Below are 24,484 nucleotides of genomic sequence, written 5' to 3' on the forward strand. Positions count from 1 at the left end.
CATGATACGCGGCAGACTGCGTGTGTCGATAGGGAGCGAACCCGATGTCGGGCTCGAACGGGCGCGCCGGCGGCGCGCCCGCCCGTCCGGCGTCAGTGCTTGAGGCGATACCCGGTGCGGAAGATCCACGCGGTCACCCCGAGCAGGATCGCGAGGAACAGCAGGGTCGCGGCGAGGCTCAGCCCGACATGCACGTCGGCGAGCCCGTAGAACGACCAGCGGAACCCGGAGATCAGATAGACGATCGGGTTGAACAGCGCGACCACGCGCCACGCGGGCGGCAGCATGTCGACCGAGTAGAAGCTGCCGCCGAGAAAGGTGAGCGGCGTGATGATCAGGAGCGGCACCACCTGGAGCTTCTCGAAGCTGTCGGCCCAGATCCCGATCACGAAGCCGAACAGGCTGAACGTGACCGAGGTGAGCACGAGGAACAGCACCATCCAGAACGGATGCAGGATCTGCAGCGGCACGAACAGCGTCGCGGTCGCGAGGATGATCAGGCCGAGCACGAGCGATTTGATCGCGGACGCGCCGACATAGGCGATGACGATCTCCCAGTACGACACCGGCGCGGACAGCAGCTCGTAGATCGTGCCGATGAAGCGCGGGAAGTAGATCGCGAACGAGGCGTTCGCGATGCTCTGCGACAGCAGCGACAGCATGATCAGGCCGGGCACGATGAACGAGCCGTAGCCGATGCCGTTGACGTCGCTGATGCGCGAGCCGATCGCGGAGCCGAACACGACGAAGTACAGCGCCGTGGAGATCACGGGGGCGATCACGCTCTGCATCAGCGTGCGGCGGGTGCGGCCCATTTCGGCGCGATAGATCGCGCGGAGCGCATGGAAATTCATCGGGCTTGCTCCCCGGATGCGCGGTCGCGGCGCGCGCCGACCAGGTTGACGAAGATGTCCTCCAGCGAGCTCTGCGTGGTGCGCAGGTCGCGAAAGCCGATGCCGGCCGCGCCGAGCGCGTTCAGCAGCGCGACGATGCGGGTCGATTCCTGCTGCGTGTCGTAGGTGTACACCAGCTCCGCGCCGTCGTGCGTGAGTTCGAGGCGGTAGGCGTCGAGCGCGTCGGGCACGCGCGCGAGCGGCGCGTCGAGCTGCAGCGTCAGCTGCTTCTTGCCGAGCGTGCGCATCAGGTCGGCCTTTTCCTCGACCAGCATGATCTCGCCCGCGTTGATGATGCCGATCCGGTCGGCCATCTCCTCGGCTTCGTCGATGTAGTGCGTCGTCAGCACGATCGTCACGCCGCTCGCGCGCAGCTCGCTGACGAGCCGCCACATGTCGCGCCGCAGCTCGACGTCGACGCCGGCCGTCGGCTCGTCGAGGAACAGGATGCGCGGCTCGTGCGACAAGGCCTTGGCGATCATCACGCGGCGCTTCATGCCGCCCGACAGCGTGAGCATCTTCGCGTCGCGCTTGTCCCACAGCGACAGATCTTTGAGGATCTTCTCGATGAGGGCGGGGTTGGCCGGCTTGCCGAACAGGCCGCGGCTGTAGCTGACGGTCGCGCGCACCGTCTCGAAGGTGTCGGTCGTGAGTTCCTGCGGCACGAGGCCGATCTGCGCGCGCGCCGCGCGGTAATTGTGCACGATGTCGTGGCCGGCGACCGTCACGCTGCCCTCGGTCGGCGTGACGATGCCGCAGATCGCGCTGATCAGCGTGGTCTTGCCCGCGCCGTTCGGCCCGAGCAGCGCGAAGATCTCGCCCGCGCGGATCGCGAGGTTGACCTGGTTCAGCGAGCGCTGGCCGGTCGCGTAGGTCTTCGAGAGATTCGAAACGGAGAGGATCGTCTGCATGGACTTGGGCGTCGGCGACGGCGCGGTGGGGCTCGGGGCGTCCGCGCACGGACGGGCGTCTGCAACGTTAGGCGCAGCGGTCATAAGCTTTCCAGCGGGAGCGGGATCGCTATCTTAACAACGGGTTCGGGGATTTGCCGATCTGGTGAAAACACCGTCCGGTTGTTCGGGAAAGGCGAACGATGGAGGAGGTTGGGTGGGATTTGTTGAATGCCGGCGCGCAATGGCCGGCAAGGTGGGCGGGGGCGTCGTGCATCAGGCGACGTGCAGCAGGCGGTGTGCCACCCGCGCCGCGGCCGGCGCGCGGGCGCATGACGCGCCCGCGCGGGGTTCCGGCTTACACGACCTGCGGCGCCCGCATGGGCGCCTTGCTGCGCGCGGGCGCGCCGTTCGCGACGTAGTAGGCCGCGTTCGAACGCGCGAGCGGGGCGCGCCCGCGGATCCGGTCGGCGATCTTCTCCGCGATCATGATGGTCGGCGCGTTCAGGTTGCCGGTCGTGATGATCGGCATGATCGACGCGTCGACGACGCGCAGCCCTTCGAGACCGTGCACGCGCCCTTCGTGATCGACGACTGAAAGGTCGTCGTAACCCATCTTGCACGAGCAGGACGGGTGGAACGCGGTCTCGGCGCGATCGCGCACGAACGCATCGAGTTCGGCGTCGCTCGTCAGCTGCGCGCCGGGATTCAGCTCCTCGCCGCGATAACGGTCGAGCGCGGGCTGGCGCATGATCTCGCGGGTCGCGCGGATCGCGTCGCGGAACTCGCGCCAGTCGAGCGGCTCGGCCATGTAGTTGAACAGGATGCTCGGGTGCGCGTGCGGATCGCGCGAGCGCAGCTTCACGCGGCCGCGGCTCGGCGAGCGCATCGAGCCGACGTGGGCCTGGAAGCCGTGCATGTCGATCGCGTTCGAGCCGTTGTAGTTGATCGCGACGGGAAGGAAGTGATACTGGATGTTCGGCCAGGGGTCGTCGTCGCGGGTGCGGATGAAGCCGCCCGCCTCGAAGTGGTTGCTCGCGCCGATGCCGGTGCCGTTGAGCATCCATTCGAGCCCGATCCGGGGCTGGTTGTGCAGCTTGAGCGCCGGGTACAGCGAGACCGGTTCCTTGCACGCGTACTGGATGTACATCTCCAGGTGGTCCTGCAGGTTCCGGCCGACGCCGGGCAGGTCGAGCACCACCGGGATGTCGAGTTCGGCGAGCCACGCGCCGGGGCCGACGCCCGAGCGTTGCAGCAACTGCGGCGAGGCGATCGCGCCGCTGCACACCAGCACTTCGCGGCGCGCGTGCGCGGTGAGGCGCGTGTCGCCGCGCAGGAATTCGACGCCCGTCGCGCGCTTGCCGGAGAACAGGATGCGATCGGCCAGCGCGTGCGTGACGATGCTCAGGTTCGGGCGCGGGCGCGCCTGGTCGAGGTAGCCGCGCGCGGTCGACGCGCGGCGGCCGCGCGGCGTGACGGTGCGGTCCATCGGGCCGAAGCCTTCCTGCCGGTAGCCGTTCAGGTCGTCGGTGCGCGGGTAGCCGGCCTGCACGCCGGCCTCGACCATCGCCTCGAACAGCGGATTGACGCCGGGCCGGCTCGTGGCGACCGAGACCGGGCCGTCGCCGCCGTGATAGTCGTTGGGGCCGGCGTCGCGGGTTTCCGCCTTGCGGAAGTAGGGCAGGCAGTCGAGGTAGGTCCAGTCCTCCAGGCCCTTGTGCTGCGCCCAGCCGTCGTAGTCGAGCGCGTTGCCGCGGATGTAGCACATGCCGTTGATCAGCGAGGAGCCGCCGAGCCCCTTGCCGCGCCCGCACTCCATGCGGCGGTTGTTCATGTGCGGCTCGGGGTCGGTCTCGTAGGCCCAGTTGTAGCGGCGGCCCTGCAGCGGGAAGGCCAGCGCGGCCGGCATCTGGGTGCGGAAATCGAACCGGTGGTCGGGGCCGCCCGCCTCCAGCAGCAGCACCGTGACGTCCGGATCCTCGGTCAGGCGCGTGGCGAGCACATTGCCCGCCGAGCCCGCGCCGCAGATGATGTAGTCGTATTCGCGTATCGTCACGTCGCGCTCCTCCTCAGAATACCGGCTGGTAGCGGCCCAGCTCGACCTGCACCGACTTGATCCGGGTGTAGTGCTCGAGCGTCGTGATGCCGTTCTCGCGGCCGACGCCCGACTGCTTGTAGCCGCCGACCGGCATTTCCGCCGGCGATTCGCCCCAGGTGTTGATCCAGCAGATGCCCGCTTCGAGGCGATGGATCGCGCGGTGCGCGCGCGCGAGATTCTCGGTGACGACGCCCGCCGCGAGCCCGTACTCGGTGTCGTTCGCGCGCGCGATCGCCTCGTCCTCGGTCTCGAATTCGAGCACGCTCATCACCGGCCCGAAGATTTCCTCGCGGACGATCTTCATGTCGTCGCGGCAGTCGCCGAACACGGTCGGCGCGACGTACTGGCCCTGCGCGAAGTGGCCGTCGACGAGGCGTTCGCCGCCCGCGAGCAGCCTGGCGCCCTCGGTCTTGCCGCTCGCGATGTAGGCGAGCACCTTGTCGAGCTGCGCGGCGCTCGCGAGCGGGCCGAAGTTGGTGTCCGGATCGGACGGCCTGCCCACGCGGATGCGCTCGACCCGTTCGAGCACGCGCGCGACGAAGGCATCCTTCACCGCGCGCTGCACGAACACGCGCGTGCCGTTCGTGCACACCTGGCCCGCGCTGAAGAAGTTCGCGGTGACCGCGATGTCGGCCGCGCGATCGAGGTCGGCGTCGTCGAACACGATGAGCGGCGACTTGCCGCCGAGCTCCATCGTCACTTCCTTCAGCGAGGACGCGCCCGCGAGCGACATCACCTTCTTGCCGGTCTCGACGCCGCCCGTGAACGACACCTTGGCGATGCCCGGATGCGCGGTCAACAGCGCGCCGGCCGAGCCGTCGCCCTGCACGACGTTGAACACGCCGGGCGGCACGCCGGCCTCGGTGTAGATCTCCGCGAGCTTGAGCGCCGACAGCGGCGTGACCTCGCTCGGCTTGAAGATCATCGCGTTGCCGGCCGCGAGCGCGGGCGCGCTTTTCCAGCATGCGATCTGGATCGGGTAGTTCCATGCGCCGATGCCCGCGCACACGCCGAGCGGCTCGCGCCGCGTGTAGACGAACGATTCGGGGCGCAGCGGCACCTGCAGGCCTTCGAGCGCGGTCGCGAGGCCCGCGTAGTACTCGATCACGTCGGCGCCGGTGACGATGTCGACCGCGCGTGTCTCGGCGAGCGGCTTGCCGGTGTCGCGCATTTCAAGCTCGGCGAGCGCGTCGTTGTGCGCGCGCAGCAGCTCGACCGCGCGGCGCAGGATGCGCGAGCGCTGCATCGCGGTCAGCGCGGCCCAGGCGCGCTGGCCTTCCCGCGCGGACGCGACGGCGCGGTCGACGTCGGCGGCGCTCGCCTGCTGGACCGTGGCGAGCCGCTCGCCGGTGGCGGGGTCGAACGTGTCGAAGGTGGCGCCACCCGTGGCGTCGACGTATTCGCCGCCGATGTAGAGACGTTGCAGACCGTAGACAGACATGGAGAGCTCCTTCTTGAGTGGCGAGCTGAGCGTCACGCGTGCGGCGCGAGCAGCAGGTCGATGTAGTCGTTGGCGAGCCGCAGCGCGGCCCGGGTGTCGATCGGTTCGCCGGCGAGCGCGCCGCGCAGCCACAGCCCGTCGATCAGCGCGGCGAGCCCGCTCGCGGCCTGGCGCGCCCGGGGGCGCGACAGCGCGCGGCCGAACTCGGCGCTCAGGTTCGAATGGAGCCGCCGCGTGTTGACGCGCTGCAGCCGCTTGAGCGCCGGCTCGTGCATGCTCTGCGACCAGAACGCGAGCCAGGTTTTCATCACGGGCGCGCTGACCTGGGTCGCATCGAAATTCGCGGCGACGATCGCGCGCAGCCGGGCGCGCGGGTCGTTGCGCGCGGCGCGGCGGCGGCGCGCCGTGGCGGTCGACAGATCGCGCAGCACGTGCCGCATGGTGGCTTCGAGCAGGCCGTCCTTGTCGCCGAAATAGTGGCTGACGATGCCGGTCGAGATGTTCGCGCGCTGCGCGACGGAGGCGAGCGTGGTGCCGGGCAGGCCGGCTTCGTCGATCGTGCGCAGGGTGGCTTCGATCAGCTGCGCGCGGCGCACTTCGCGCATTCCGAGTTTCGGCATGGCGAGCTCCTTTGCGCGGGGCAGGTTGACGAGAACCGGCAGGATAGCGGTTTTTTATTGATCGTTCAATCAATAAAAAACGAACGGGACCCCGGCCCGGCGGGCGCGGATGTCGGCGCCGGCCAAGCGCGCGTCGGTTTTTGCACGGTGGCGGAGCGGGGCGCGGACTACCCTCAGTGGGCGAGCCGCGGCGCGCCGCGGCGGGATGCGAAGCCAACGAGACATGGAGACAATGCGATGAGCAGCAACCGAGGTGTCGTGTATCAGGGGCCGGGCAAGGTCGAGGTGCAGGCGATCGACTATCCGAGGATGGTCGATCCGAGCGGCCGGGCGATCGGCCACGGCGTGGTCCTGAAGGTCGTCAGCACCAACATCTGCGGTTCGGACCAGCACATGGTGCGCGGCCGCACGACCGCGCCCGTCGGCCTCGTGCTCGGGCACGAGATCACCGGCGAGGTGATCGAGGTGGGCCGCGACGTCGAGACGCTGAAGATCGGCGACATCGTGTCGGTGCCGTTCAACGTCGCGTGCGGACGCTGCGCGATGTGCCGCGAGCAGCATACCGGGGTGTGCCTGAACGTGAATCCGGCGCGCGCGGGCGGCGCGTACGGCTACGTCGACATGGGCGGCTGGATCGGCGGGCAGGCGGAATACGTGCTCGTGCCCTACGCGGACTTCAACCTGCTGAAATTCCCGGACCGCGATCGCGCGCTGGAAAAGATCCGCGACCTCACCTGCCTGTCCGACATCCTGCCCACCGGCTATCACGGCGCGGTGTCGGCCGGCGTGAAGCCCGGGTCGACCGTGTACATCGCGGGCGCGGGCCCGGTCGGGATGGCGGCGGCCGCGTCGGCGCGCCTGCTCGGCGCGGCCGTGACGATCGTCGGCGACATGAACGCGGAGCGGCTCGCGCATGCGAAGGCGATGGGCTTCGAGGTGGTCGACCTGTCGAAGGATGCGACGCTCGGCGAGCAGATCGCGCAGATCCTCGGCACGCCCGAGATCGACTGCGCGGTCGACTGCGTCGGCTTCGAGGCGCACGGCCACGGCTCGGCCGGGCATGCGGAGGAAGCGCCGGCCACGGTGCTGAATTCGCTGATGGAGATCACCCGGCCCGCCGGCGCGATCGGCATTCCGGGCCTCTACGTGACGGACGATCCGGGCGCGAAGGACAAGGCCGCGCAGCACGGCAGCCTGAGCATCCGCCTGGGCCTCGGCTGGGCGAAGTCGCATTCGTTCTTCACGGGCCAGACACCGGTGCTCAAGTACAACCGCAACCTGATGCAGGCGATCCTGTACGACCGGCTGCCGATCGCGGAGATCGTCAACGTGACGGTGATCTCGCTCGATCAGGCGCCGGACGGCTACCGGAAGTTCGACGGCGGCGCGCCGCGCAAGTTCGTGATCGATCCGCACGGGATGCTGAACGCCGCGTGACGCGGCGGCCGCCGTCCGCGCCTGCGCGCGGCGGCCTTCAGCCGCGCAGCCGCAGGCCCGGCTCGCCGCCCGCGGCCAGCGCGGCCGCCATCGCGTCGAGCGGGCCCTGCCAGTCGCCGAGGGTGGTCTGCCGGAACAGCCGCATCGTCGGATACCACGGCGTATGGCGCTGGCAGTCGAGCCAGCGGCTGTCGCCCGCCTGCGACAGCATCAGCCACACGGGCCGGCCCATCGCGCCCGCGAGGTGGGCGGTGCCGGTGTCGATCGACACCAGCAGGTCGAGCGCGCCGAGCGCGGCGGCCGTCTCCGCGAACGAGCGCAGCGACGGCGCGAGATCGACGATGCCGTATTGCGCGTAGAGCGCGCGTTCGTCGTCGTCGAGCGCGCCGACCTGCAAGGCATGGAAGCGATAGCCGGGCGTGCGCAGCAGCGGCTCCAGCGCGCGCAGCGGCAGCGAGCGGAACGGCTCGTGGCGCACGCCGGTGCCGCTGCGCCACACGAGCCCGACGTTCACCACACCCGGAACCGGCGCGAGCGCCGCGCGCAGCGGCTCGGGCAGCGCCTCGGCGGGCGGCGTCGGGATATACGGCGCGGCCTGCGCGGGAAAGTAGGGGTTCGACTGGTAGCGCGCGAACAGGTTGAACACCCAGGTCACGCAGTCGCATTCGTCGGGCAGCGTGCCGAGGTCGCTCGCCATGCGGATGCAGTCGTCCTCCGGCAGCACGCCGCGCACCGCGTCGACGATCTGCACGTGCACCGCGCGCGCGCCTTCCGCCTTCAGCTGCTGGAAGTAGCGCGCGTACATGAACAGGTCGCCGACCCCGCCCTCCATCAGCACCAGCACGCGCTTGCCCACGACCGGCTCGTCGTGGCCGAGGAACTTGGCCTTCGCCCACGCGTATTCGCCGGGGTCGCGCACCGGGTAGAGCGTATCGACGATCTGGTCGCGCCACGCGAGGTCGCGGATCTCGCGGTACAACGTGTGCGCCTCGTGGTACTTGCCCTGCCCGTACCGCGCGATCGTCAGCTCGAACTTGACGACATACAGGTTCGGGTCGTGCGCGAGCCCGGGCAGCGCGCGGGACAGCAGCTGCTCCGCCTGCGCGAACTGGCCGAGGAAGTTCATCTCGACGCCCAACTGCGCGAGACTCAGCGGCGCGTCGTCCGCGTCGGCCCAGTGCAGCACGACGCGGATCGCCTCCTGCGCATGGCCGCGCGTGCGCAGCTCGCGCGCGAGCCCCACGGCGCTCAGGCAGCCGGGATGCTTAAGGTAGGCGGTGTAGGCGCGGCTGAGCGGGTCGGACGAAGTAGACACGGATATGGACTCGGTTGCGGGCTGCCGCCCGCGCGAGGCCGAGCCTCGGTGGGTCAGGCGTGCAGCGCCAGGGCTGTCAGGGGCGCGCCGAGCGGCGGCAGCGCCGGTTGCGCAAGCGGGGCGACCTGCTTGCGGCGTTCACGCGTCGGCGCCGTGCCGAACGCGTCGCGGTAGCTCTTGCTGAAATGGCAGGCCGACTGGAAACCGCACGCCATTGTAATGTGCATGATCGACATGTCGGTCTGCAACAGCAGCTCGCGCGCGCGGCGCAGCCGCAGCGTCAGGTAGTAGTGGGTCGGCGTCATGCCGAGATGTTCGCGGAACAGGCGCTGCAACTGCCGCTGCGACATGTCCGCGAGCCGCGCCAGTTCCTCGCGCGACAACGGCTCCTCGATGTTGTTCTCCATCAGCGAGATCACCTCGAACAGCGACTTGTTCGCGGAGCCGAGCCGCGCGACGAGCGGCATGCGCTGTTGCGCGCTCATGTCGCGCACGTGCTCGACGATGAACTGCTCGGCGATCTGCGTGACGCGCGCGGTGCCGATGCGCGCGGCGATCAGGTTCAGCATCATGTCGAGCGGGGCGACGCCGCCCGTGCAGGTGATGCGGTCGCGGTCGATGACGAACAGTTCCTTCAGGAAGCGCGTATCGGGAAACTCCTCCTTCAGCGCCGACATGTTTTCCCAATGGATCGCGCAGGCATAGCCGGACAGCAGGCCCGACTTCGCGAGCGCATAGGTGCCGGTGCACAGGCTGCCGAGCGCGACGCCGGCCCGGGCGAAGCGGCGCAGGGTGGACAGGTGGGCGGCGTCCGTCGCGCGCTGCACGTCGACGCCGCCGCACACGAACACGATGTCGGGCTGGCCCGCGCATTCGGACGGGCCGGTGTCGACGGTGAGGCCGTTGCTCGCCGCGACCGGGCCGCCCTGCGGGCTGATGATCGACCAGCGGTACAGCGGCTGCCCGCTCAGGTAGTTGGCCATCCTGAGCACCTCGATCGCATTCGTGAACGCGATCATCGTGAAGTTCGGCAGCGGCATGAACGCGAAGTGGGACAACGACGCGGTGCGGTCGGGCGACATGGGGGGGGGTGTTCCTTGAGTCTGTTCGGATGCGGCCTGGGAACTGGGCTCGGCTATTGTCGGAGCGAGCGCAACAAGCGTGCCATACGGCTAAACCCTAGATCCGGCGGGGGCCGGCGCGCGGCGCGCGATGCTGCGCCGCACCGTATACGGGAGCGGCTGCACCGGTCGCGGGCGGCCCCGGCACCGCCGCTGTGCCGGGCGCGGGAAAGCGCACGACCGGTCACTTGTTCAAAACGGACGCGAATGTCGTAAAAGGAAAAGAAAGCGTCTGAATTCATCAATCGACGAAAAATCCGAACGACAAGAATAGAGCCGTCGGAAGCGCTGGCGGATCACGCGGGAACCCCCGCCGCGACAGCCTTCCAGGCACGTGCAGGATTCATTCCATTCCGTGACGGATACCCCATGTCGAACGTCCATTCCTTCTTTTCGCAAACGCTCGCCGAGCGCGATGCGCCGGTGCGCGGCGCGCTGCTCAAGGAGCTGGAACGCCAGCAGTCGCAGGTCGAGCTTGATCGCGTCGGAGAACATCGTGTCGCGCGCGGTGCTCGAGGCGCAGGGTTCGGTGCTGACCAACAAGTATGCGGAAGGGTATCCGGGCAAGCGCTACTACGGCGGCTGCGCGTTCGCCGACGAGATCGAGACGCTCGCGATCGAGCGCGTGAAGCAGATCTTCAACGCCGGCTACGCGAACGTGCAGCCGCACTCCGGCGCGCAGGCGAACGGCGCGGTGATGCTCGCGCTCGCGAAGCCGGGCGACACGGTGCTCGGCATGTCGCTCGACGCGGGCGGCCACCTGACGCACGGCGCGAAGCCGGCGCTGTCGGGCAAGTGGTTCAACGCGGTGCAGTACGGCGTGAACCGCGACACGCTGCGGATCGACTACGACCAGGTCGAGGCGCTCGCGCGGGAGCACAAGCCGAACCTGATCATCGCCGGCTTCTCGGCCTACCCGCGCGAGCTCGACTTCGCGCGCTTCCGCGCGATCGCCGACGGCGTCGGCGCGAAGCTGATGGTCGACATGGCGCACATCGCGGGCGTGATCGCCGCGGGCCGCCACGCGAACCCGGTCGAGCATGCGCACGTCATCACCTCGACCACGCACAAGACGCTGCGCGGCCCGCGCGGCGGCTTCGTGCTGACCAACGACGAGGAGATCGCGAAGAAGATCAACTCGGCCGTGTTCCCGGGCCTGCAGGGCGGCCCGCTGATGCACGTGATCGCCGGCAAGGCGGTTGCGTTCGGTGAAGTGCTGAACGCGGACTTCAAGACCTACATCGACCAGGTGCTCGCGAACGCGCAGGCGCTCGGCGAGGTGCTGAAGGCGGGCGGCGTCGATCTCGTCACGGGCGGCACCGACAACCACCTGCTGCTGGTCGATCTGCGCCCGAAGGGCCTGAAGGGCGCGCCGGTCGAACAGGCGCTCGAACGCGCGGGCATCACCTGCAACAAGAACGGCATCCCGTTCGATACCGAGAAGCCCACGGTGACGTCGGGCATCCGGCTCGGCACGCCGGCGGGCACGACGCGCGGCTTCGGCGCGGCCGAGTTCCGCGAGGTCGGCCGCCTGATCCTCGAGGTGTTCGACGCGCTGCGCGCGAACCCGGAGGGCGACCGCGCCACCGAACAGCGCGTGCGCCGCGAGATCTTCGCGTTGTGCGAACGCTTCCCGATCTATTGAACCGACGGCCCCGACAGGACTGGAGCAACCATGAGCACGCTGCATCAGGACAGCATCATCATCGACGGGCTGAACATCTCGAAGTTCGAGAGGCCGGTGTTCGAGGACATGCGCCGTGGCGGCATCACCGCCGCGAACTGCACGGTGTCGGTCTGGGAGAACTTCACGAAGACCGTCGACAACATCGGCGTGATGAAGAAGAAGATCCGCGACAACGGCGAGCTGCTGACGCTGGTGCGCACGACGGAAGACATCTTCCGCGCGAAGCGGGAGAACAAGACCGGCGTGATCCTCGGGTTCCAGAACGCGCATGCGTTCGAGGACAACCTCGGCTATATCGAGGCGTTCGCCGACATGGGCGTGCGCGTCGTGCAGCTTTGCTACAACACGCAGAACCTCGTCGGCACGGGCTGCTACGAACGCGACGGCGGGCTGTCGGATTTCGGCCGGGAAGTGATCACCGAGATGAACCGCGTCGGGATCATGGTCGACCTGTCGCACGTCGGCGGCCATACTTCGTCGGAAGCGATCGCGTTCTCGAAGAAGCCGGTGTGCTATTCGCACTGCCTGCCGTCGGGCCTGAAGGAGCACCCGCGCAACAAGAGCGACGCGCAGCTGAAGGAGATCGCCGACGCGGGCGGCTTTGTCGGCGTGACGATGTTCGCGCCGTTCCTCAAGCGCGGGATCGAGGCGACGATCGACGACTACATCGAGGCGATCGACTACGTCGTGAACCTGATCGGCGAGGATGCGGTCGGCATCGGCACGGATTTCACGCAGGATTTCGCGAAGGAATTCTTCGACATGCTGACGCACGACAAGGGCCGCTACCGCCAGCTGACGAACTTCGGCAAGGTGATCAACCCGGACGGCATCCGCACGATCGGCGAATTCCCGAACCTGACCGCGGCGATGGAACGCCACGGCTGGCAGGCGTCGCGCATCCGCAAGATCATGGGCGAGAACTGGGTGCGCGTGTTCAAGGACGTGTGGGGCGCGTAAGCGCCGCGCCGGACCGCCCGCCCGTCGATTCGACACAACACAATCGGAACGCGCCCGCGCCGGCCGCGCAGGCGCGCGAACGATGACGCGCCTGCGCCCGAGCCGCGCGGCCAACCTTCCTCACGGAGTCACACGATGCAACCGCAACTGCCGATCAACGTCGATCCCGATACCGGCGTCTGGACCACCGACGCGCTGCCGATGCTGTACGTGCCGCGCCACTTCTTCACGAACAACCACGTCGCCGTCGAGGAAGCGCTTGGCGTCGAGGCGTATGCGGACATTCTCTACCAGGCCGGCTACAAGTCCGCCCACCACTGGTGCGACAAGGAAGCAAAGCTGCACGGCCTGGCCGGCATGGCCGTGTTCGAGCACTACCTGAAGCGCCTGTCGCAGCGCGGCTGGGGCCTGTTCTCGATCATCGAGGCCGATCCGGCGCGCGCGCGCGCGAAGATCGAACTGCGCCATTCGTCGTTCGTGCTCCAGCAGCCGGGCAAGGAAGGCAAGCTCTGCTACATGTTCGCGGGCTGGTTCGCGGGCGCGATGGACTGGGTCAACGACACCGCGCCGGACGGGCGCGGCGCGCCCCGCGCACGCTCGGCGGAAACGCAGTGCGCGGCGGAAGGGCACGCGCACTGCGTGTTCGAGGTGTCGCCGCTCGCGCACTGAGGCCCGCTCCACCGCCACGAATCCGCCACGAGAACCCGAGAACGCCAGAGGTCGCCCGCGATGCGCTATCCCCACCTGTTCAAACCCTTGACGCTCAACCAGCTGACGCTGCGCAACCGGATCGTCAGCACCGCGCACGCGGAGGTCTACGCGGAGCCGGGCGGCCTGCCGGGCGACCGCTACATCCGCTATTACGAGGAGAAGGCCAAGGGCGGCGTCGGCCTCGCCGTGTGCGGCGGATCGAGCCCGGTGTCTGTCGACAGCCCGCAGGGCTGGTGGAAGTCGGTGAACCTGTCGACCGACCGGGTCGTCGAGCCGCTCGCGCGGCTGGCCGAGGCGATGCATCGGCACGGCGCGAAGATCATGATCCAGGCGACCCACATGGGGCGGCGCTCGGCGTTCCACGGCGAGCACTGGCCGCACCTGATGACGCCCTCGGGCGTGCGCGAGCCCGTGCATCGCGGCAACGCGAAGATCATCGAGCCGGAGGAGATCCGCCGCATCATCGGCGATTTCGCGGCGGCCGCGAAGCGAGTGCGCGACGCGGGCATGGACGGCATCGAGATCTCGGCCGCGCACCAGCACCTGATCGACCAGTTCTGGAGCCCGCGCACCAACTTCCGCACCGACGAATGGGGCGGCAGTCTGGAAAACCGCCTGCGCTTCGGCGTCGAGGTGCTGCGCGCGGTGCGCGAGGCGGTCGGCCGCGACTTCTGCGTCGGGCTGCGCATGTGCGGCGACGAATTCCACGAGGACGGCCTCGACCACGAGCAACTCAAGGAAATCGCGCAGGCGATGGCGGAAACCGGGCTGATCGATTATCTCGGCGTGATCGGCTCGGGCGCGGACACCCACAACACGCTCGCGAACTGCATGCCGCCGATGGCGCTGCCGCCCGAGCCGTTCGTGCATCTCGCGGCCGGCATCAAGTCGGTCGTCAAGCTGCCGGTGATGCACGCGCAGAGCATCCGCGACGCGGGTCAGGCCGAACGCCTGCTCGCGAACGGCATGGTCGACCTGGTCGGGATGACGCGCGCGCAGATCGCCGATCCGCACATGGTGATCAAGATCCGCGACGGCCGCGAGGACGAGATCAAGCAGTGCGTCGGCGCGAACTACTGCATCGACCGCCAGTACAACGGCCTCGACGTGCTGTGCGTGCAGAACGCGGCGACCTCGCGCGAGGCCACCATGCCGCACGTGATCGAGAAATCGCGCGGGCCGCGCCGCAAGGTGGTGGTGGTCGGCGCGGGACCGGCCGGGCTGGAGGCCGCGCGCGTCGCGCGGCTGCGCGGCCACGAGGTCGTGCTGTTCGAGAAGCAGCAGGAGGTGGGCGGCCAGATCCTGCTCGCCGCGAAGGCGCCGCAGCGCGAGCAGATGGCCGGCATCGTGCGCTGGTTCGACATGGAGACGAAGCGGCTCGGCGTCGATCGCCGGCTCGGCGTCGCGGCCGACGACCGCATGATCCTCGCCGAGAAGCCCGACATCATCGTGCTGGCCACGGGCGGCGCGAGCTTCACCGGGCAGGTGCCGGACTGGGGCGTGGCCGAGGGGCGCGCGGTCAGTTCGTGGGACATCCTGTCCGGCCGCGTCGAGCCGAAGCAGAACGTGCTCGTGTACGACGGCGTCAGCACGCAGGCGGGCGCGGGTGTCGCGGATTTCATCGCGAGCCGCGGCGCGCGCGTCGAGATCGTCACGCCCGACGTCAAGGTCGCCGACGATTGCGGCGGCACCACGTTCCCGATCTTCTATCGCCGCCTGTACGCGCAGGGTGTGATCCACACGCCGAACTACTGGCTCGATCGCGTCTACGAGGAGGACGGCAGGACGATCGCGGTGCTGCGCAACGAATACACCGAGGAGCAGGAGGAGCGCGCGGTCGACCAGGTCGTGATCGAGAACGGCGTGACGCCGAACGACGCGCTGTACTGGAAGCTGAAGCCGGAATCGGCGAATCGCGGCCAGGTGGACGTGCACAAGCTGTTCGCGGCGGAACCGCAGCCCTGCCTGGCCGAGACGCTCGGCGACGGCCGCTTCCTGCTGTTCCGCGTCGGCGACTGCATCTCCATGCACAACATCCACGGCGCGATCTACGACGCGCTGCGGCTCACCAAGGATTTCTGACGATGAAGCCGGCCTTCCTGATTACCGCGCTGCTGTGGCTGTCGGTGGCGGGGCTCGCGTTCGCGGTCGTGAAGCGCGCGTCGTACTGGCGGCTCGGCCGCGCGAGCGCGCCGGGCGCGTATGGCGTCGCGAACCTGTTCGCGATCCCGAAGCGCTACTTCGTCGATCTCCATCATGTCGTCGCGCGCGATCCGTACATCGCGAAGACGCACGTCGCGACCGCCGGCGGCGCGCTCGCGGCGCTCGCGCTGGTGTTCGTGAACTACGGTTTCGCGCTGTACTCGCCTTGGCTCGACCGGCTGATCCTGGTCGCGGCCGTCGCGATGCTGGTGGGCGCGGGCTTCGTGTGGCGTCGCCGGCGCGCGAAGGAGGCGCCCGCGCGCCTGTCGCGCGGGCCGTGGAATACGCTGCCCTGGCTGCTCGGCGCGTTCGCGCTCGGCCTCGTGCTGTACATGCTGGTGCCGGCCGCCGCGATGTCGGGCGCGTTCGCGCTGCTGTGCGCGGCGCTGATCGGCGCGGGCGCGTTCGCGATGACGCTGGGCGCGGCGCGCGGCGGACCGATGAAGCATGCGATCGCGGGGCTGCTGCATCTCGCGTTCCATCCGCGCCAGGAGCGTTTCGCGGCGAGCCGCGACGCCTACACGGGCCACGGCGCGGCGACGCCGCCGACCGCGCTGAAGCCGCCCGCGCTCGAACGCGGCGAGTACGGCGTCGGCCGCCCGGTCGAGTTTCGCTGGAACCAGCTGCTGAGCTTCGACGCCTGCGTGCAGTGCGGCAAGTGCGAGGCGGCGTGCCCGGCCTTCGCGTCCGGCCAGCCGCTGAATCCGAAGAAGCTGATCCAGGATCTCGTCACGGGCATGGCGGGCGGCACCGACGCGGGCTACGCGGGCAGCCCCACGCCGGGGATCCCGGTCGGCCGGCATGGCGGCGAGCCGGGCGGCCCGATCGTCTCGGGCCTGATCGAGGCCGACACGCTGTGGTCGTGCACCACCTGCCGCGCGTGCGTGCAGGAATGCCCGATGCTGATCGAACACGTCGACGCGATCGTCGACATGCGCCGCAACCAGACGCTCGCGTTCGGCGCGGTGCCGGGCAAGGGCGCGGAGGTGCTCGCGAACCTGCGGGAAACCGGCACGATGGGCGGCCACGACACGGCCGCGCGCTACGATTGGTCGGTGGACCTGGGCGCCCCCGTCGCGCAGCCGGGCCGGCCGGTCGACGTGCTGCTCGTGGTGGGCGAGGGCGGCTTCGACATGCGCTACCAGCGCACGCTGCGCGCGCTCGTGCGGATCCTGAACCAGGCAGGCATCGACTACGCGGTGCTCGGCCGCGCGGAGACCGACACCGGCGACGTCGCGCGCCGGCTCGGCGACGAGGCCGCCTTCGAGCATGCGGCGCGGCAGCTCATCGCGACGCTCGACGCGCTGTCGTTCCGGCAGATCGTCACGGCCGATCCGCACGTGATGCACAGCCTGCGCAATGAATACCGCGCGCTCGGCGCGCGCTACACGGTCAAGCACCATACCGGCTTCATCGCGGAGCTGGCGGACGCCGGCCGGATCGCGCCGAAGGCGGCCGAAGCGCTGCGCGACGCGCGCGTCACCTATCACGATCCCTGCTATCTCGGCCGCTACAACGGCGAGACCGACGCGCCGCGCCGCCTGCTGAAGTCGATCGGGATCGAGGTCGTGGAAATGGAGCGCCACGGCATGCGCGGCCGCTGCTGCGGGGGCGGCGGCGGCGCGCCGCTGACCGACATCCCCGGCAAGCAGCGGATTCCTGACATCCGCATCGCCGACGCGCGCGCGGTGCGCGCGGATGTGGTGGCGGTCGGCTGCCCGAACTGCACCGCGATGCTCGAGGGCGTGGTCGGGCCGCGCCCGGACGTGCTCGACGTCGCCGAACTCGTTGCCGCTGCGCTGGAGTGACACGATGAATCCGATCAAACGAATCGATCCCCGCCGGCCGTTCGTCGTCACGGCGGCCGGGCTGAAGCGCATCACGCTCGGCGAGACGGGCAGCGCCGATCCCGGCGCATGGCGCGCGTCGGCGCACGATGCGCCGGCCGTGAAGCCGCTGCGCGCGGCGGGCGAGCGCCGCTGCGTGCTGCTGGTCGCCGCGCACAGCGAGCGCGGCGCGCTCGACGAACATGCCAAGCAGACCGTGGCCGCCGCCGCGCTGCTCGCGGAGCCGGATACCGACGTGGCGCTGCTCGTGTTCGGCGAACTGAAGGAGGATCCGGCCGCGCTCGGCGTCGACCGGCTGATCGAGCTGCGCGACTTCGAGCGCCGCGCGTTCGCGCCGGAACAGGCGCTGGCCGCGCTGGCGGCGTGCGTCGCGGCGCTCGCGCCGCGCCACCTGCTGATGCCGGACAACGCGACGGGCGACGGCGACCTGGGCCGCCGCTACGCGGCCGCCGCGCGGGCCAGCGTCGCGACCCAGGTGGTCGAGATCGACGCGCGCCATGTCGGCGTGTACATCGATGCGAAGCGCGGCTTTGCGACCCGTGCGCTGCCCGAGGTCGTGCTGCTCGCGCCGAATGCGGTCGATCCGCGCCTGCCGTTCGTCGGCGCGGGCGAGCGCGTCGAGCTGGCGGCGCTGGTTCCGCCGGCGCAGGCGGCGTCGACCTATCGCGACCTCGGCATCGAGGAAGCCGACGCGGCGCAGGTGGCGCTCGAAGAAGCCGACTTCATCGTCTCGGCCGGCAACGGCGTGACCGACGTCGCCGCGTTCGGGCAGCTCGCGACGGTATTCGGCGCGGCGATCGGCGCGAGCCGCGTGGCTGTCGACAACGGCCATTTCAGCCGCGACAAGCAGGTGGGCGCGACCGGCAAGACCGTCGACGCAAGCCTCTACATCGCGTTCGGCATCTCGGGCGCGGTCCAGCATCTGCAGGGAATCAAGGATTGCCGGCACGTGATCGCGGTGAATCTCGACGCGAGCGCGCCGATCGCGAAGCGCGCGAACCTGACGATCGTCGGCGACGCGCGGGCGATCATCGCCGCGCTGATCGAGCAGGTGGGCGCGGCGCGCCGGCAGGGCCACGCCGCGCCGCGCGCGGCGCAACCGGAGGAGCTGGCCGCATGAACGACAACCGTACTCTCGAACGGATCGCCGTCCTGGTGTCGGTCGGCGTGCATCCCGTGAACGGCGCGCCGCGCTACGGCCGCAACGACGCATCCGCGCTCGTGCTCGGCCTGGCGCTCGCGGAACGCCATGCGGCGCGGCTCGACGTGTTCCACGCGGGCGACGCCGCGAATCCGGCGCTGGCCGACTATCTGGCGCTCGGCGCGCGCGAGGTCGAAGTGCTGCCGTGCGGCGCGGCCGATGACGCGGCCGCCGCGCTGGCGGCCCGGGTGCAGGGCTATGACCTGGTGCTGACCGGCACCCGCGCGGAAGGCGCGGGTGACAGCGGGATGCTGCCCTACCAGGTGGCGGCGGCGCTCGGTTGCCCCTGCATCGGCGCGGCGGTCGATCTCCAGGTCGACGCGGGCCGGGTCGCGGTGCGCCAGTTCCTGCCGAAAGGGTTGCGGCGGCGCGTCGACGCGCCGCTGCCGGCGCTCGTCGCCGTGCATCCGCTCGCGAACGCGCAGCCGCGCTATGCCTATGCGCGCCTGCGCGCGGGCAGCGTGAGCCCGTTGCGCGTGACGCCGCGCGCCGTGCCCGATGCCGGGGCCTGGTCGAACGGCCCCGTCGAACGCAAGCCGGTGCGCCTCGCGGCGGCCGAGAAGCGCTCGGGACATGCGCGGATGCTGTCCGCGACCACCACCGAAAGCCGCGGCGGAAACGTCGTAATTGAAGGGAGTTCGGTCGAAAAAGCACAAGTGATGCTGGCCTATTTGCGCGAGCATCAGCTCATCGACTATTGAGGCGCCGCCCCTCCATGCCTGTCGTCAACCCCCAGGAAAAGCAAGGAATCCGGAGCACACGATGAAAGTATCGGCAGACATTCGCGCACTGATCGAACGGCGAAAAGCGGGCTACAGTCTGGAGGCGCCGTTCTATCGCAGCGACGAGATCTTCGCGCTCGACATGGACGCGATTTTCCGCCAGCACTGGATCCAGGTCGGGGTCGAGCCCGATGTGCCCGAACCCGGTGACTATGTGACGGTGCAGCTCGGCGACGATTCGATCCTGATCGTGCGCGACGACGACATGGAGGTGCGCGCCTTCCACAATGTCTGCCGTCATCGCGGCGCGCGTCTGTGCAACGAGGGCAAGGGGTCGGTCGGCAACATCGTGTGCCCGTATCATAGCTGGACCTACAACCTGACGGGCCAGCTGATGTTCGCGGAGCACATGGGCGAGCAGTTCGACCGCTGCAAGCACAGCCTGAAGCCCGTGCATCTGGAGAACCTCGCGGGCCTGCTGTTCGTCTGCCTCGCGGAGACGCCGCCCGTCGATTTCGCGGTGATGCGCGCGGCGATGGAGCCGTACCTGCTGCCGCACGACCTGCCGAACACGAAGATCGCGGCGCAGGTCGACATCATCGAGCAGGGCAACTGGAAGCTGACGATGGAGAACAATCGCGAGTGCTACCACTGCGTCGCGAACCATCCGGAGCTGACGATCTCGCTGTACGAATACGGCTTCGGCTACCAGCCGTCGCCCGCGAACGCGGACGGCATGGCCGCGTTCGAGCGCACCTGCGCGGAGCGCGCCGAGCAATGGGCCGCGCTCGGTCTGCCGTCGGTGGAGGTCGACCGGCTCGGCGACACCACCGGCTTCCGCACGCAGCGGCTGCCGCTCGACCGCAGCGGCGAATCGCAGACGCTCGACGCGCGGGTCGCGTCGCGCGTGCTGCTCGGCGAGTTCCGGCAGTCCGACCTGGGCGGCCTGTCGTTCTGGACCCAGCCGAATTCGTGGCACCACTTCATGAGCGATCACATCGTCACGTTCTCGGTGATCCCGCTGTCGGCGGGCGAGACGCTCGTGCGCACCAAGTGGCTCGTGCACAAGGAGGCGAAGGAAGGCATCGACTACGACGTGAAGAACCTGACGGCCGTGTGGAACGCGACCAACGACCAGGACCGCGCGCTCGTCGAATACTCACAGCGCGGCGCGGCGAGCAGCGCCTACGAACCGGGGCCGTACTCGCCGTATACCGAGGGGCTGGTCGAGAAGTTCTCGGCCTGGTACATCGGCCGTCTGGCCGCGCGGATCGCCGCATAGCGGGAGGGGGCGACAGATGATGCGAGATGTCGAGAATTTCGAGCCGGCCGACAGCCGCGTAAGCCGTCCCGCGTTCTGGCGCGCGCTGCCCGGCTGCTGGAACAGCGACGAAGAGGATGCGCTCGTGTGCTGCCAGGTGCGCCAGGAGACGCACGACGTGAAGAGCTTCTTCTTCCGTTCGCCGGCCGGGCGCGCCTTCGCGTTCGAGCCGGGGCAGTTCATCACGCTCGAAATCGAGATCGACGGCGAGCGCGTGAATCGCTGCTACACGATCTCGTCGTCGCCCGCGCGCCCGCACACGCTGTCGATCACGGTGAAGCGCGTGCCGGGCGGCACGGTGTCGAACTGGCTGCACGACAACCTGCAACCGGGCGCGTCGATCCGCGTGCTCGGCCCGGCGGGCGAATTCACCTGCGCGCGGCATCCGGCGCGCAAGTACCTGTTCCTGTCGGCCGGGTCCGGCATCACGCCGCTGATGTCGATGAGCCGCGCGCACCACGATCTCGCGGAGGACCGCGACATCGTGTTCGTGCACAGCGCGCGCACGCCGGACGACATCATCTTCGCGCGCGAGCTGGAATTGATCGCGGCGAGCCAGGCGAACTTCCGCACCGCGTTCGTGTGCGAGCGCGTCGGCGCGCGCACGCACTGGCACGGCGTGACGGGCTTCCTGTCGCTGTCCCTGCTGAAGCTGATGGCGCCGGATTTCATGGAGCGCGAGATCTTCACGTGCGGCCCCGCGCCGTACATGAAGGCGGTGCGCGACCTGCTCGACGAAGCGGGCTTCGCGCGCAGCCGCTATCACGAGGAAAGCTTCTCGTTCGAGACGCTGGCCGCGGAGGCGGCGGTCGACGCGTCGCCCGCCGCCGCGGAAGCCACCGACGCGGCGCAGTACACGGTGAGCTTCGCGAAGAGCCGGCGCGAGATCCATTGCGGCGCGGGCCAGCACGTGCTCGACGCCGCGCGGCAGGCCGGCGTGCGTCTGCCGGCCTCCTGCACGCAGGGCATGTGCGGCACCTGCAAGGTCAAGCTCGTCGAGGGGCAGGTCGAGATGAAGCACAACGGCGGGATCCGCCAGCGCGAGATCGATCAGGGCATGGTGCTGCTCTGCTGCAGCAAGCCGCTGTCGGATCTCGTGATCGACAAGTGACGCCGGGCGTGGCGGCGCGCGTCGCCGCCGGGCAAGGACGTGTCGCAAAAGAACGGTCGCGCGAATTTGTGGTTGAGGATGCTGGAACCTGAGAGGCGTTGCATTGTTCCCCCACCCCAAGGAGATCGACCATGAAACTTCTCGCCAGACTGCTGTGTGGCGGCGCGCTGTCCGCCCTGCTGGTCGCGGCCGCGCCGGTGCTCGCGGATGCGAAGCCGACGCTCAGGATCGGCTACGTCGAGGGCTGGGACGACAGCGTCGCGACCACCAACGTCGCCGCGCGGATCATCGAGAAGCGGCTCGGCTATCCGGTGCAGCTCGTGCCGGTGGCGGCGGGCGTGATGTGGCAGGGCGTGGCGCGCGGCGACCTCGATGCGACTCTGTCCGCCTGGCTGCCGGTCACGCAGGGCGCGTACTGGGATCAGTTCAAGACCAAGGTGGTGAACCTCGGCACGAACTTTCCCGATGCGCGGATCGGGCTGATCGTGCCCGACTACGTGAAGGCGAAGCGCATCGACGAGCTGGGCGCGGAGAAGGCCGACTTCGGCGGCCGCATCGTCGGCATCGACGCCGGCGCGGGCGTGATGCGCAAGACCGACGACGCGATCAGGAACTACGGCCTCGGCTACACGCTGATGGCCAGCTCGGGCGGTGCGATGACGGCGGAGCTGGCGCGCTCGATCCACGCGAACCGCCCGGTGGTGGTCACGGGCTGGGCGCCGCACTGGATGTTCGCGAAATGGAAGCTGCGCTTCCTCGACGATCCGAAGAAAGTCTACGGCGAGGCCGAACACGTCGACAGCGTCGCGAATCCGGGCCTCGAAACCAAGGCGAAACCGGTCGCGGCGTTCCTGCGGAAATTCCAGTGGAAACCGGGCGAGATCGACGGCGTGATGCTCGCGATCCGGAGCGGCGCGAAGCCCGATGCGGCCGCCGATGCGTGGATCGCCGCGCACGCGGATCGCGTGAACGAATGGGTCGCTGCCGCGCCATGAAGCCGTCTCGATCGTCATCGCGCGAAAGAGTGGAATTCATGGTGAGGATGGCGAATTAAATTTCACGAATCGCGTAATTTCTCGATAAAAACAGACGTTTTCTGGACTTCCGAACACATACGTTGTTAAACTATGTGATTGTGCGACGTCTTCACAGGGGGATTTGGATGAGTCACGCAGGGCTGCGAACATGCCGCGCAGACACGGTCGGAGACACGATCTCACATGATGTGAAGGGCCACACGCTGCATCGTGGCCTGACCTGGAAGGATGCATTCTGGGTCACGAGCGGTGTGCCTGCGGGCGTGCTGTTCACGATCGGCGGCGTGTGCGCCACGGTAGGCCAACCCGCGTGGGCGATCTGGATCGCCGCGATCACGATGGGCCTGGTTCAAAGCGCGACTTATGCGGAAATCTCCGGGCTGTTTCCCCATAAATCGGGCGGCGCGTCGGTGTACGGCGCGATTGGATGGGTGCGATACAGCAAGCTGATCGCCCCGGTTTCGGTGTGGTGCAACTGGCTCGCGTGGTCGCCAATGCTGGCGCTGGGCTGCGGGCTGGCCGCGAGCTACGCGCTCACGAGCCTGTTCCCGGCCGACGCCGCGATCCAGCACTGGCAATGGACCCTTGCCGACCTCGGTTTCATCAAGCCCGGCCTCACCCTGCGGATCAACGCGACCTTCGTGATCGCGGCGCTCCTGCTTCTCGTCACGTTCAAGCTGCAGCACAGCGGGGCCGCCAAGGCCGCGCGCACGCAGCGCATCCTCGGCATCGCCTCGCTCACGCCGCTGCTCATCGTCGGCATCGTGCCGTTCGTCACGGGCGACGTGCCCATGTCGAATCTCCTGCCGCTGTTGCCGCTCGGTCACGACGCGAACGGCCAGCTCACCGCCGCGTCGTTCGGCAGCTGGAACGGCCAGGGCGTCGTGATGGCGCTCGGCGCGATGTTCATGGCCGGTTGGGCCTCCTACGGATTCGAGACGGCGGTCTGCTACACGCGCGAATTCCGCGATCCGCGCCGCGACACCGCGAAGGCGATTTTCTGGTCGGGCGCGCTGTGCCTGGTCGTGATGACGCTGGTGCCGCTGGCGTTCCAGGGCGCGCTCGGCACGGCGGCGATGCTCGATCCGAAGATCGGCGACGGCACGGGCGTCGCGGCCGCGATGGCGAAGATCGTCGGCGGCGGCGCGTGGATCGCGAACGCGGTCGTCGTGATGCTGATGCTGTCGATCCTGCTGATCGTGATGACCTCGATGATGGGTTCGTCGCGCACGCTGTATCAGGCGTCGGTCGACGGCTGGCTGCCCAAGTACCTGTCGCAGGTGAACGAGCACGGCTCGCCGACGCGCGCGATGTGGACCGACCTCGGGTTCAACCTCGTCCTGCTGATGATGTCGGACTACATGACCGTGCTGTCGATCTCGAACGTCTGCTACATGCTGTTCGTGTTCCTGAATCTTCAGTCGGGCTGGATTCATCGCATGGACCGCGGCGGCTGGGAGCGGCCGTTCCGCTGCCCGACCTGGCTGCTGGCGCTGGGCGCGCTGTGCGGGTTCGCCAATCTCGTCTACGTGGGCGCGGGCGCGAACCTGCAAGGCGAGGGCACGCTGCGCAACGGGCTGATCGCGATGTTGCTGATCGTGCCGGTGTTCCTGTATCGCCATTACTGGCAGGATCGCGGGCGTTTCCCGGAGCAGATGCGGCGCGACGTGGTGTTGGCGGTGCCGGCGCGCAGCCGCTGGTTCGATGCTGCGCCATACGCGACGCTCGCGGGCGCGGCGCTGACTATCGGCGTCGCCTATTACTTTGCCTGGGTCAGGTAGGTCTGCGAAGAAATGCGGTGAACGAAGGCCCGGGTGCGGTTCAACCCGGGCCTTCTGGTTTTGAGGCGCGGTGGTGCGCGACGATCAGC

At 69.0% G+C, this 24,484-nt stretch carries 17 protein-coding genes and 2 pseudogenes; 12 read left to right on the forward strand and 7 right to left on the reverse strand.

The window, feature by feature from the left end:
• Positions 1–92 precede the first annotated feature (92 nt).
• The 5 genes from Bsp3421_RS07500 to betI all read right to left on the reverse strand — a co-directional run bounded on the left by Bsp3421_RS07500 (position 93) and on the right by betI (position 5,942).
• A complete protein-coding gene (locus Bsp3421_RS07500) occupies positions 93–854 on the reverse strand; it encodes an ABC transporter permease (RefSeq protein ID WP_273997725.1) in 762 nt (253 codons plus the stop codon).
• Positions 851–1,804 (reverse strand): ABC transporter ATP-binding protein, encoded by a 954-nt coding sequence (locus Bsp3421_RS07505; RefSeq protein WP_273997726.1) that lies wholly within the window; start codon positions 1,802–1,804, stop codon positions 851–853. Before Bsp3421_RS07505 ends, Bsp3421_RS07500 begins: the two co-directional genes overlap by 4 nt.
• A gap of 337 nt (positions 1,805–2,141) precedes the next feature.
• Positions 2,142–3,839 (reverse strand): choline dehydrogenase, encoded by a 1,698-nt coding sequence (gene betA, locus Bsp3421_RS07510; protein ID WP_273997727.1) that lies wholly within the window; start codon positions 3,837–3,839, stop codon positions 2,142–2,144.
• Between the two features lie 13 nt (positions 3,840–3,852).
• Complete coding sequence (betB, locus tag Bsp3421_RS07515; protein WP_273997728.1) at positions 3,853–5,322, reverse strand: betaine-aldehyde dehydrogenase; 1,470 nt, start codon at positions 5,320–5,322, stop codon at positions 3,853–3,855.
• Between the two features lie 32 nt (positions 5,323–5,354).
• Positions 5,355–5,942: a transcriptional regulator BetI gene (gene betI, locus Bsp3421_RS07520; protein ID WP_273997730.1), complete on the reverse strand. Its 588-nt coding sequence runs from the start codon at positions 5,940–5,942 to the stop codon at positions 5,355–5,357.
• Between the two features lie 237 nt (positions 5,943–6,179).
• Between betI and fdhA the strand changes: the two genes are divergently transcribed.
• Positions 6,180–7,379, forward strand: a complete 1,200-nt coding sequence (gene fdhA / locus Bsp3421_RS07525) for a formaldehyde dehydrogenase, glutathione-independent (protein ID WP_273997732.1) — start codon at positions 6,180–6,182, stop codon at positions 7,377–7,379.
• A gap of 37 nt (positions 7,380–7,416) precedes the next feature.
• Here the strand turns inward: fdhA and Bsp3421_RS07530 are convergent, their stop codons facing one another.
• The gene (locus tag Bsp3421_RS07530) at positions 7,417–8,694 is read right to left on the reverse strand and encodes a glycosyltransferase family 9 protein (protein ID WP_273997733.1); all 1,278 of its coding nucleotides are present in this window, start codon (positions 8,692–8,694) and stop codon (positions 7,417–7,419) included.
• A 53-nt stretch (positions 8,695–8,747) separates the two neighbouring features.
• A pseudogene (locus Bsp3421_RS07535) lies at positions 8,748–9,862 on the reverse strand (GlxA family transcriptional regulator).
• A gap of 322 nt (positions 9,863–10,184) precedes the next feature.
• On the opposite strand from Bsp3421_RS07535, the pseudogene Bsp3421_RS07540 reads away from it, so the two are divergent.
• The 11 genes and pseudogenes from Bsp3421_RS07540 (at position 10,185) to Bsp3421_RS07590 (ending at position 24,395) form a co-directional block, all read left to right on the forward strand.
• Positions 10,185–11,460 (forward strand): annotated as a pseudogene (locus tag Bsp3421_RS07540) (serine hydroxymethyltransferase).
• Positions 11,461–11,490: 30 nt separating this feature from the next.
• Entirely contained in the window at positions 11,491–12,462 is a 972-nt protein-coding gene (locus tag Bsp3421_RS07545) for a dipeptidase (protein ID WP_273997737.1), read from the forward strand.
• A 135-nt stretch (positions 12,463–12,597) separates the two neighbouring features.
• Positions 12,598–13,131 carry a DUF5943 domain-containing protein gene (locus Bsp3421_RS07550; protein ID WP_273997739.1) on the forward strand — a complete coding sequence of 178 codons (534 nt, stop codon included), beginning with the start codon at positions 12,598–12,600 and terminating at the stop codon, positions 13,129–13,131.
• 60 nt (positions 13,132–13,191) lie between these two features.
• Complete coding sequence (locus Bsp3421_RS07555; protein WP_273997741.1) at positions 13,192–15,255, forward strand: NADH:flavin oxidoreductase; 2,064 nt, start codon at positions 13,192–13,194, stop codon at positions 15,253–15,255.
• 2 nt (positions 15,256–15,257) lie between these two features.
• The gene (locus tag Bsp3421_RS07560; protein ID WP_273997743.1) at positions 15,258–17,183 is read left to right on the forward strand and encodes a (Fe-S)-binding protein; all 1,926 of its coding nucleotides are present in this window, start codon (positions 15,258–15,260) and stop codon (positions 17,181–17,183) included.
• A gap of 4 nt (positions 17,184–17,187) precedes the next feature.
• Positions 17,188–18,342 (forward strand): electron transfer flavoprotein subunit alpha/FixB family protein, encoded by a 1,155-nt coding sequence (locus Bsp3421_RS07565; protein ID WP_273997744.1) that lies wholly within the window; start codon positions 17,188–17,190, stop codon positions 18,340–18,342.
• Positions 18,339–19,124 carry an electron transfer flavoprotein subunit beta/FixA family protein gene (locus Bsp3421_RS07570; RefSeq protein ID WP_273997746.1) on the forward strand — a complete coding sequence of 262 codons (786 nt, stop codon included), beginning with the start codon at positions 18,339–18,341 and terminating at the stop codon, positions 19,122–19,124. The genes Bsp3421_RS07565 and Bsp3421_RS07570 overlap by 4 nt, the downstream gene beginning before the upstream one ends.
• A 61-nt stretch (positions 19,125–19,185) precedes the next feature.
• Positions 19,186–20,427, forward strand: coding sequence for an aromatic ring-hydroxylating oxygenase subunit alpha (locus Bsp3421_RS07575; protein ID WP_273997748.1), 1,242 nt, complete (start codon positions 19,186–19,188; stop codon positions 20,425–20,427).
• 16 nt (positions 20,428–20,443) lie between these two features.
• Positions 20,444–21,577, forward strand: a complete 1,134-nt coding sequence (locus Bsp3421_RS07580) for a hybrid-cluster NAD(P)-dependent oxidoreductase (protein WP_273997749.1) — start codon at positions 20,444–20,446, stop codon at positions 21,575–21,577.
• A gap of 131 nt (positions 21,578–21,708) precedes the next feature.
• Complete coding sequence (locus Bsp3421_RS07585; protein ID WP_273997750.1) at positions 21,709–22,572, forward strand: glycine betaine ABC transporter substrate-binding protein; 864 nt, start codon at positions 21,709–21,711, stop codon at positions 22,570–22,572.
• A gap of 167 nt (positions 22,573–22,739) precedes the next feature.
• Positions 22,740–24,395: an APC family permease gene (locus Bsp3421_RS07590; RefSeq protein WP_273997751.1), complete on the forward strand. Its 1,656-nt coding sequence runs from the start codon at positions 22,740–22,742 to the stop codon at positions 24,393–24,395.
• The last annotated feature ends 89 nt before the right edge of the window (positions 24,396–24,484 follow it).

The organism is Burkholderia sp. FERM BP-3421 (assembly GCF_028657905.1).
Taxonomy (GTDB): Bacteria; Pseudomonadota; Gammaproteobacteria; order Burkholderiales; family Burkholderiaceae; genus Burkholderia.

What these genes read in the sequence shown, in the direction of transcription:
- betI (WP_273997730.1), bottom strand. Translation starts at nt 5,942, where the DNA reads ATGCCGAAACTCGGAATGCGCGAAGTGCGCCGCGCGCAGCTGATCGAA.
- Bsp3421_RS07580 (WP_273997749.1), top strand. Translation starts at nt 20,444, where the DNA reads ATGATGCGAGATGTCGAGAATTTCGAGCCGGCCGACAGCCGCGTAAGC.
- Bsp3421_RS07590 (WP_273997751.1), top strand. Translation starts at nt 22,740, where the DNA reads ATGAGTCACGCAGGGCTGCGAACATGCCGCGCAGACACGGTCGGAGAC.
- fdhA (WP_273997732.1), top strand. Translation starts at nt 6,180, where the DNA reads ATGAGCAGCAACCGAGGTGTCGTGTATCAGGGGCCGGGCAAGGTCGAG.
- Bsp3421_RS07505 (WP_273997726.1), bottom strand. Translation starts at nt 1,804, where the DNA reads ATGCAGACGATCCTCTCCGTTTCGAATCTCTCGAAGACCTACGCGACC.
- betB (WP_273997728.1), bottom strand. Translation starts at nt 5,322, where the DNA reads ATGTCTGTCTACGGTCTGCAACGTCTCTACATCGGCGGCGAATACGTC.
- Bsp3421_RS07550 (WP_273997739.1), top strand. Translation starts at nt 12,598, where the DNA reads ATGCAACCGCAACTGCCGATCAACGTCGATCCCGATACCGGCGTCTGG.
- Bsp3421_RS07585 (WP_273997750.1), top strand. Translation starts at nt 21,709, where the DNA reads ATGAAACTTCTCGCCAGACTGCTGTGTGGCGGCGCGCTGTCCGCCCTG.
- Bsp3421_RS07565 (WP_273997744.1), top strand. Translation starts at nt 17,188, where the DNA reads ATGAATCCGATCAAACGAATCGATCCCCGCCGGCCGTTCGTCGTCACG.
- Bsp3421_RS07555 (WP_273997741.1), top strand. Translation starts at nt 13,192, where the DNA reads ATGCGCTATCCCCACCTGTTCAAACCCTTGACGCTCAACCAGCTGACG.
- Bsp3421_RS07560 (WP_273997743.1), top strand. Translation starts at nt 15,258, where the DNA reads ATGAAGCCGGCCTTCCTGATTACCGCGCTGCTGTGGCTGTCGGTGGCG.
- Bsp3421_RS07545 (WP_273997737.1), top strand. Translation starts at nt 11,491, where the DNA reads ATGAGCACGCTGCATCAGGACAGCATCATCATCGACGGGCTGAACATC.
- Bsp3421_RS07570 (WP_273997746.1), top strand. Translation starts at nt 18,339, where the DNA reads ATGAACGACAACCGTACTCTCGAACGGATCGCCGTCCTGGTGTCGGTC.
- Bsp3421_RS07500 (WP_273997725.1), bottom strand. Translation starts at nt 854, where the DNA reads ATGAATTTCCATGCGCTCCGCGCGATCTATCGCGCCGAAATGGGCCGC.
- Bsp3421_RS07575 (WP_273997748.1), top strand. Translation starts at nt 19,186, where the DNA reads ATGAAAGTATCGGCAGACATTCGCGCACTGATCGAACGGCGAAAAGCG.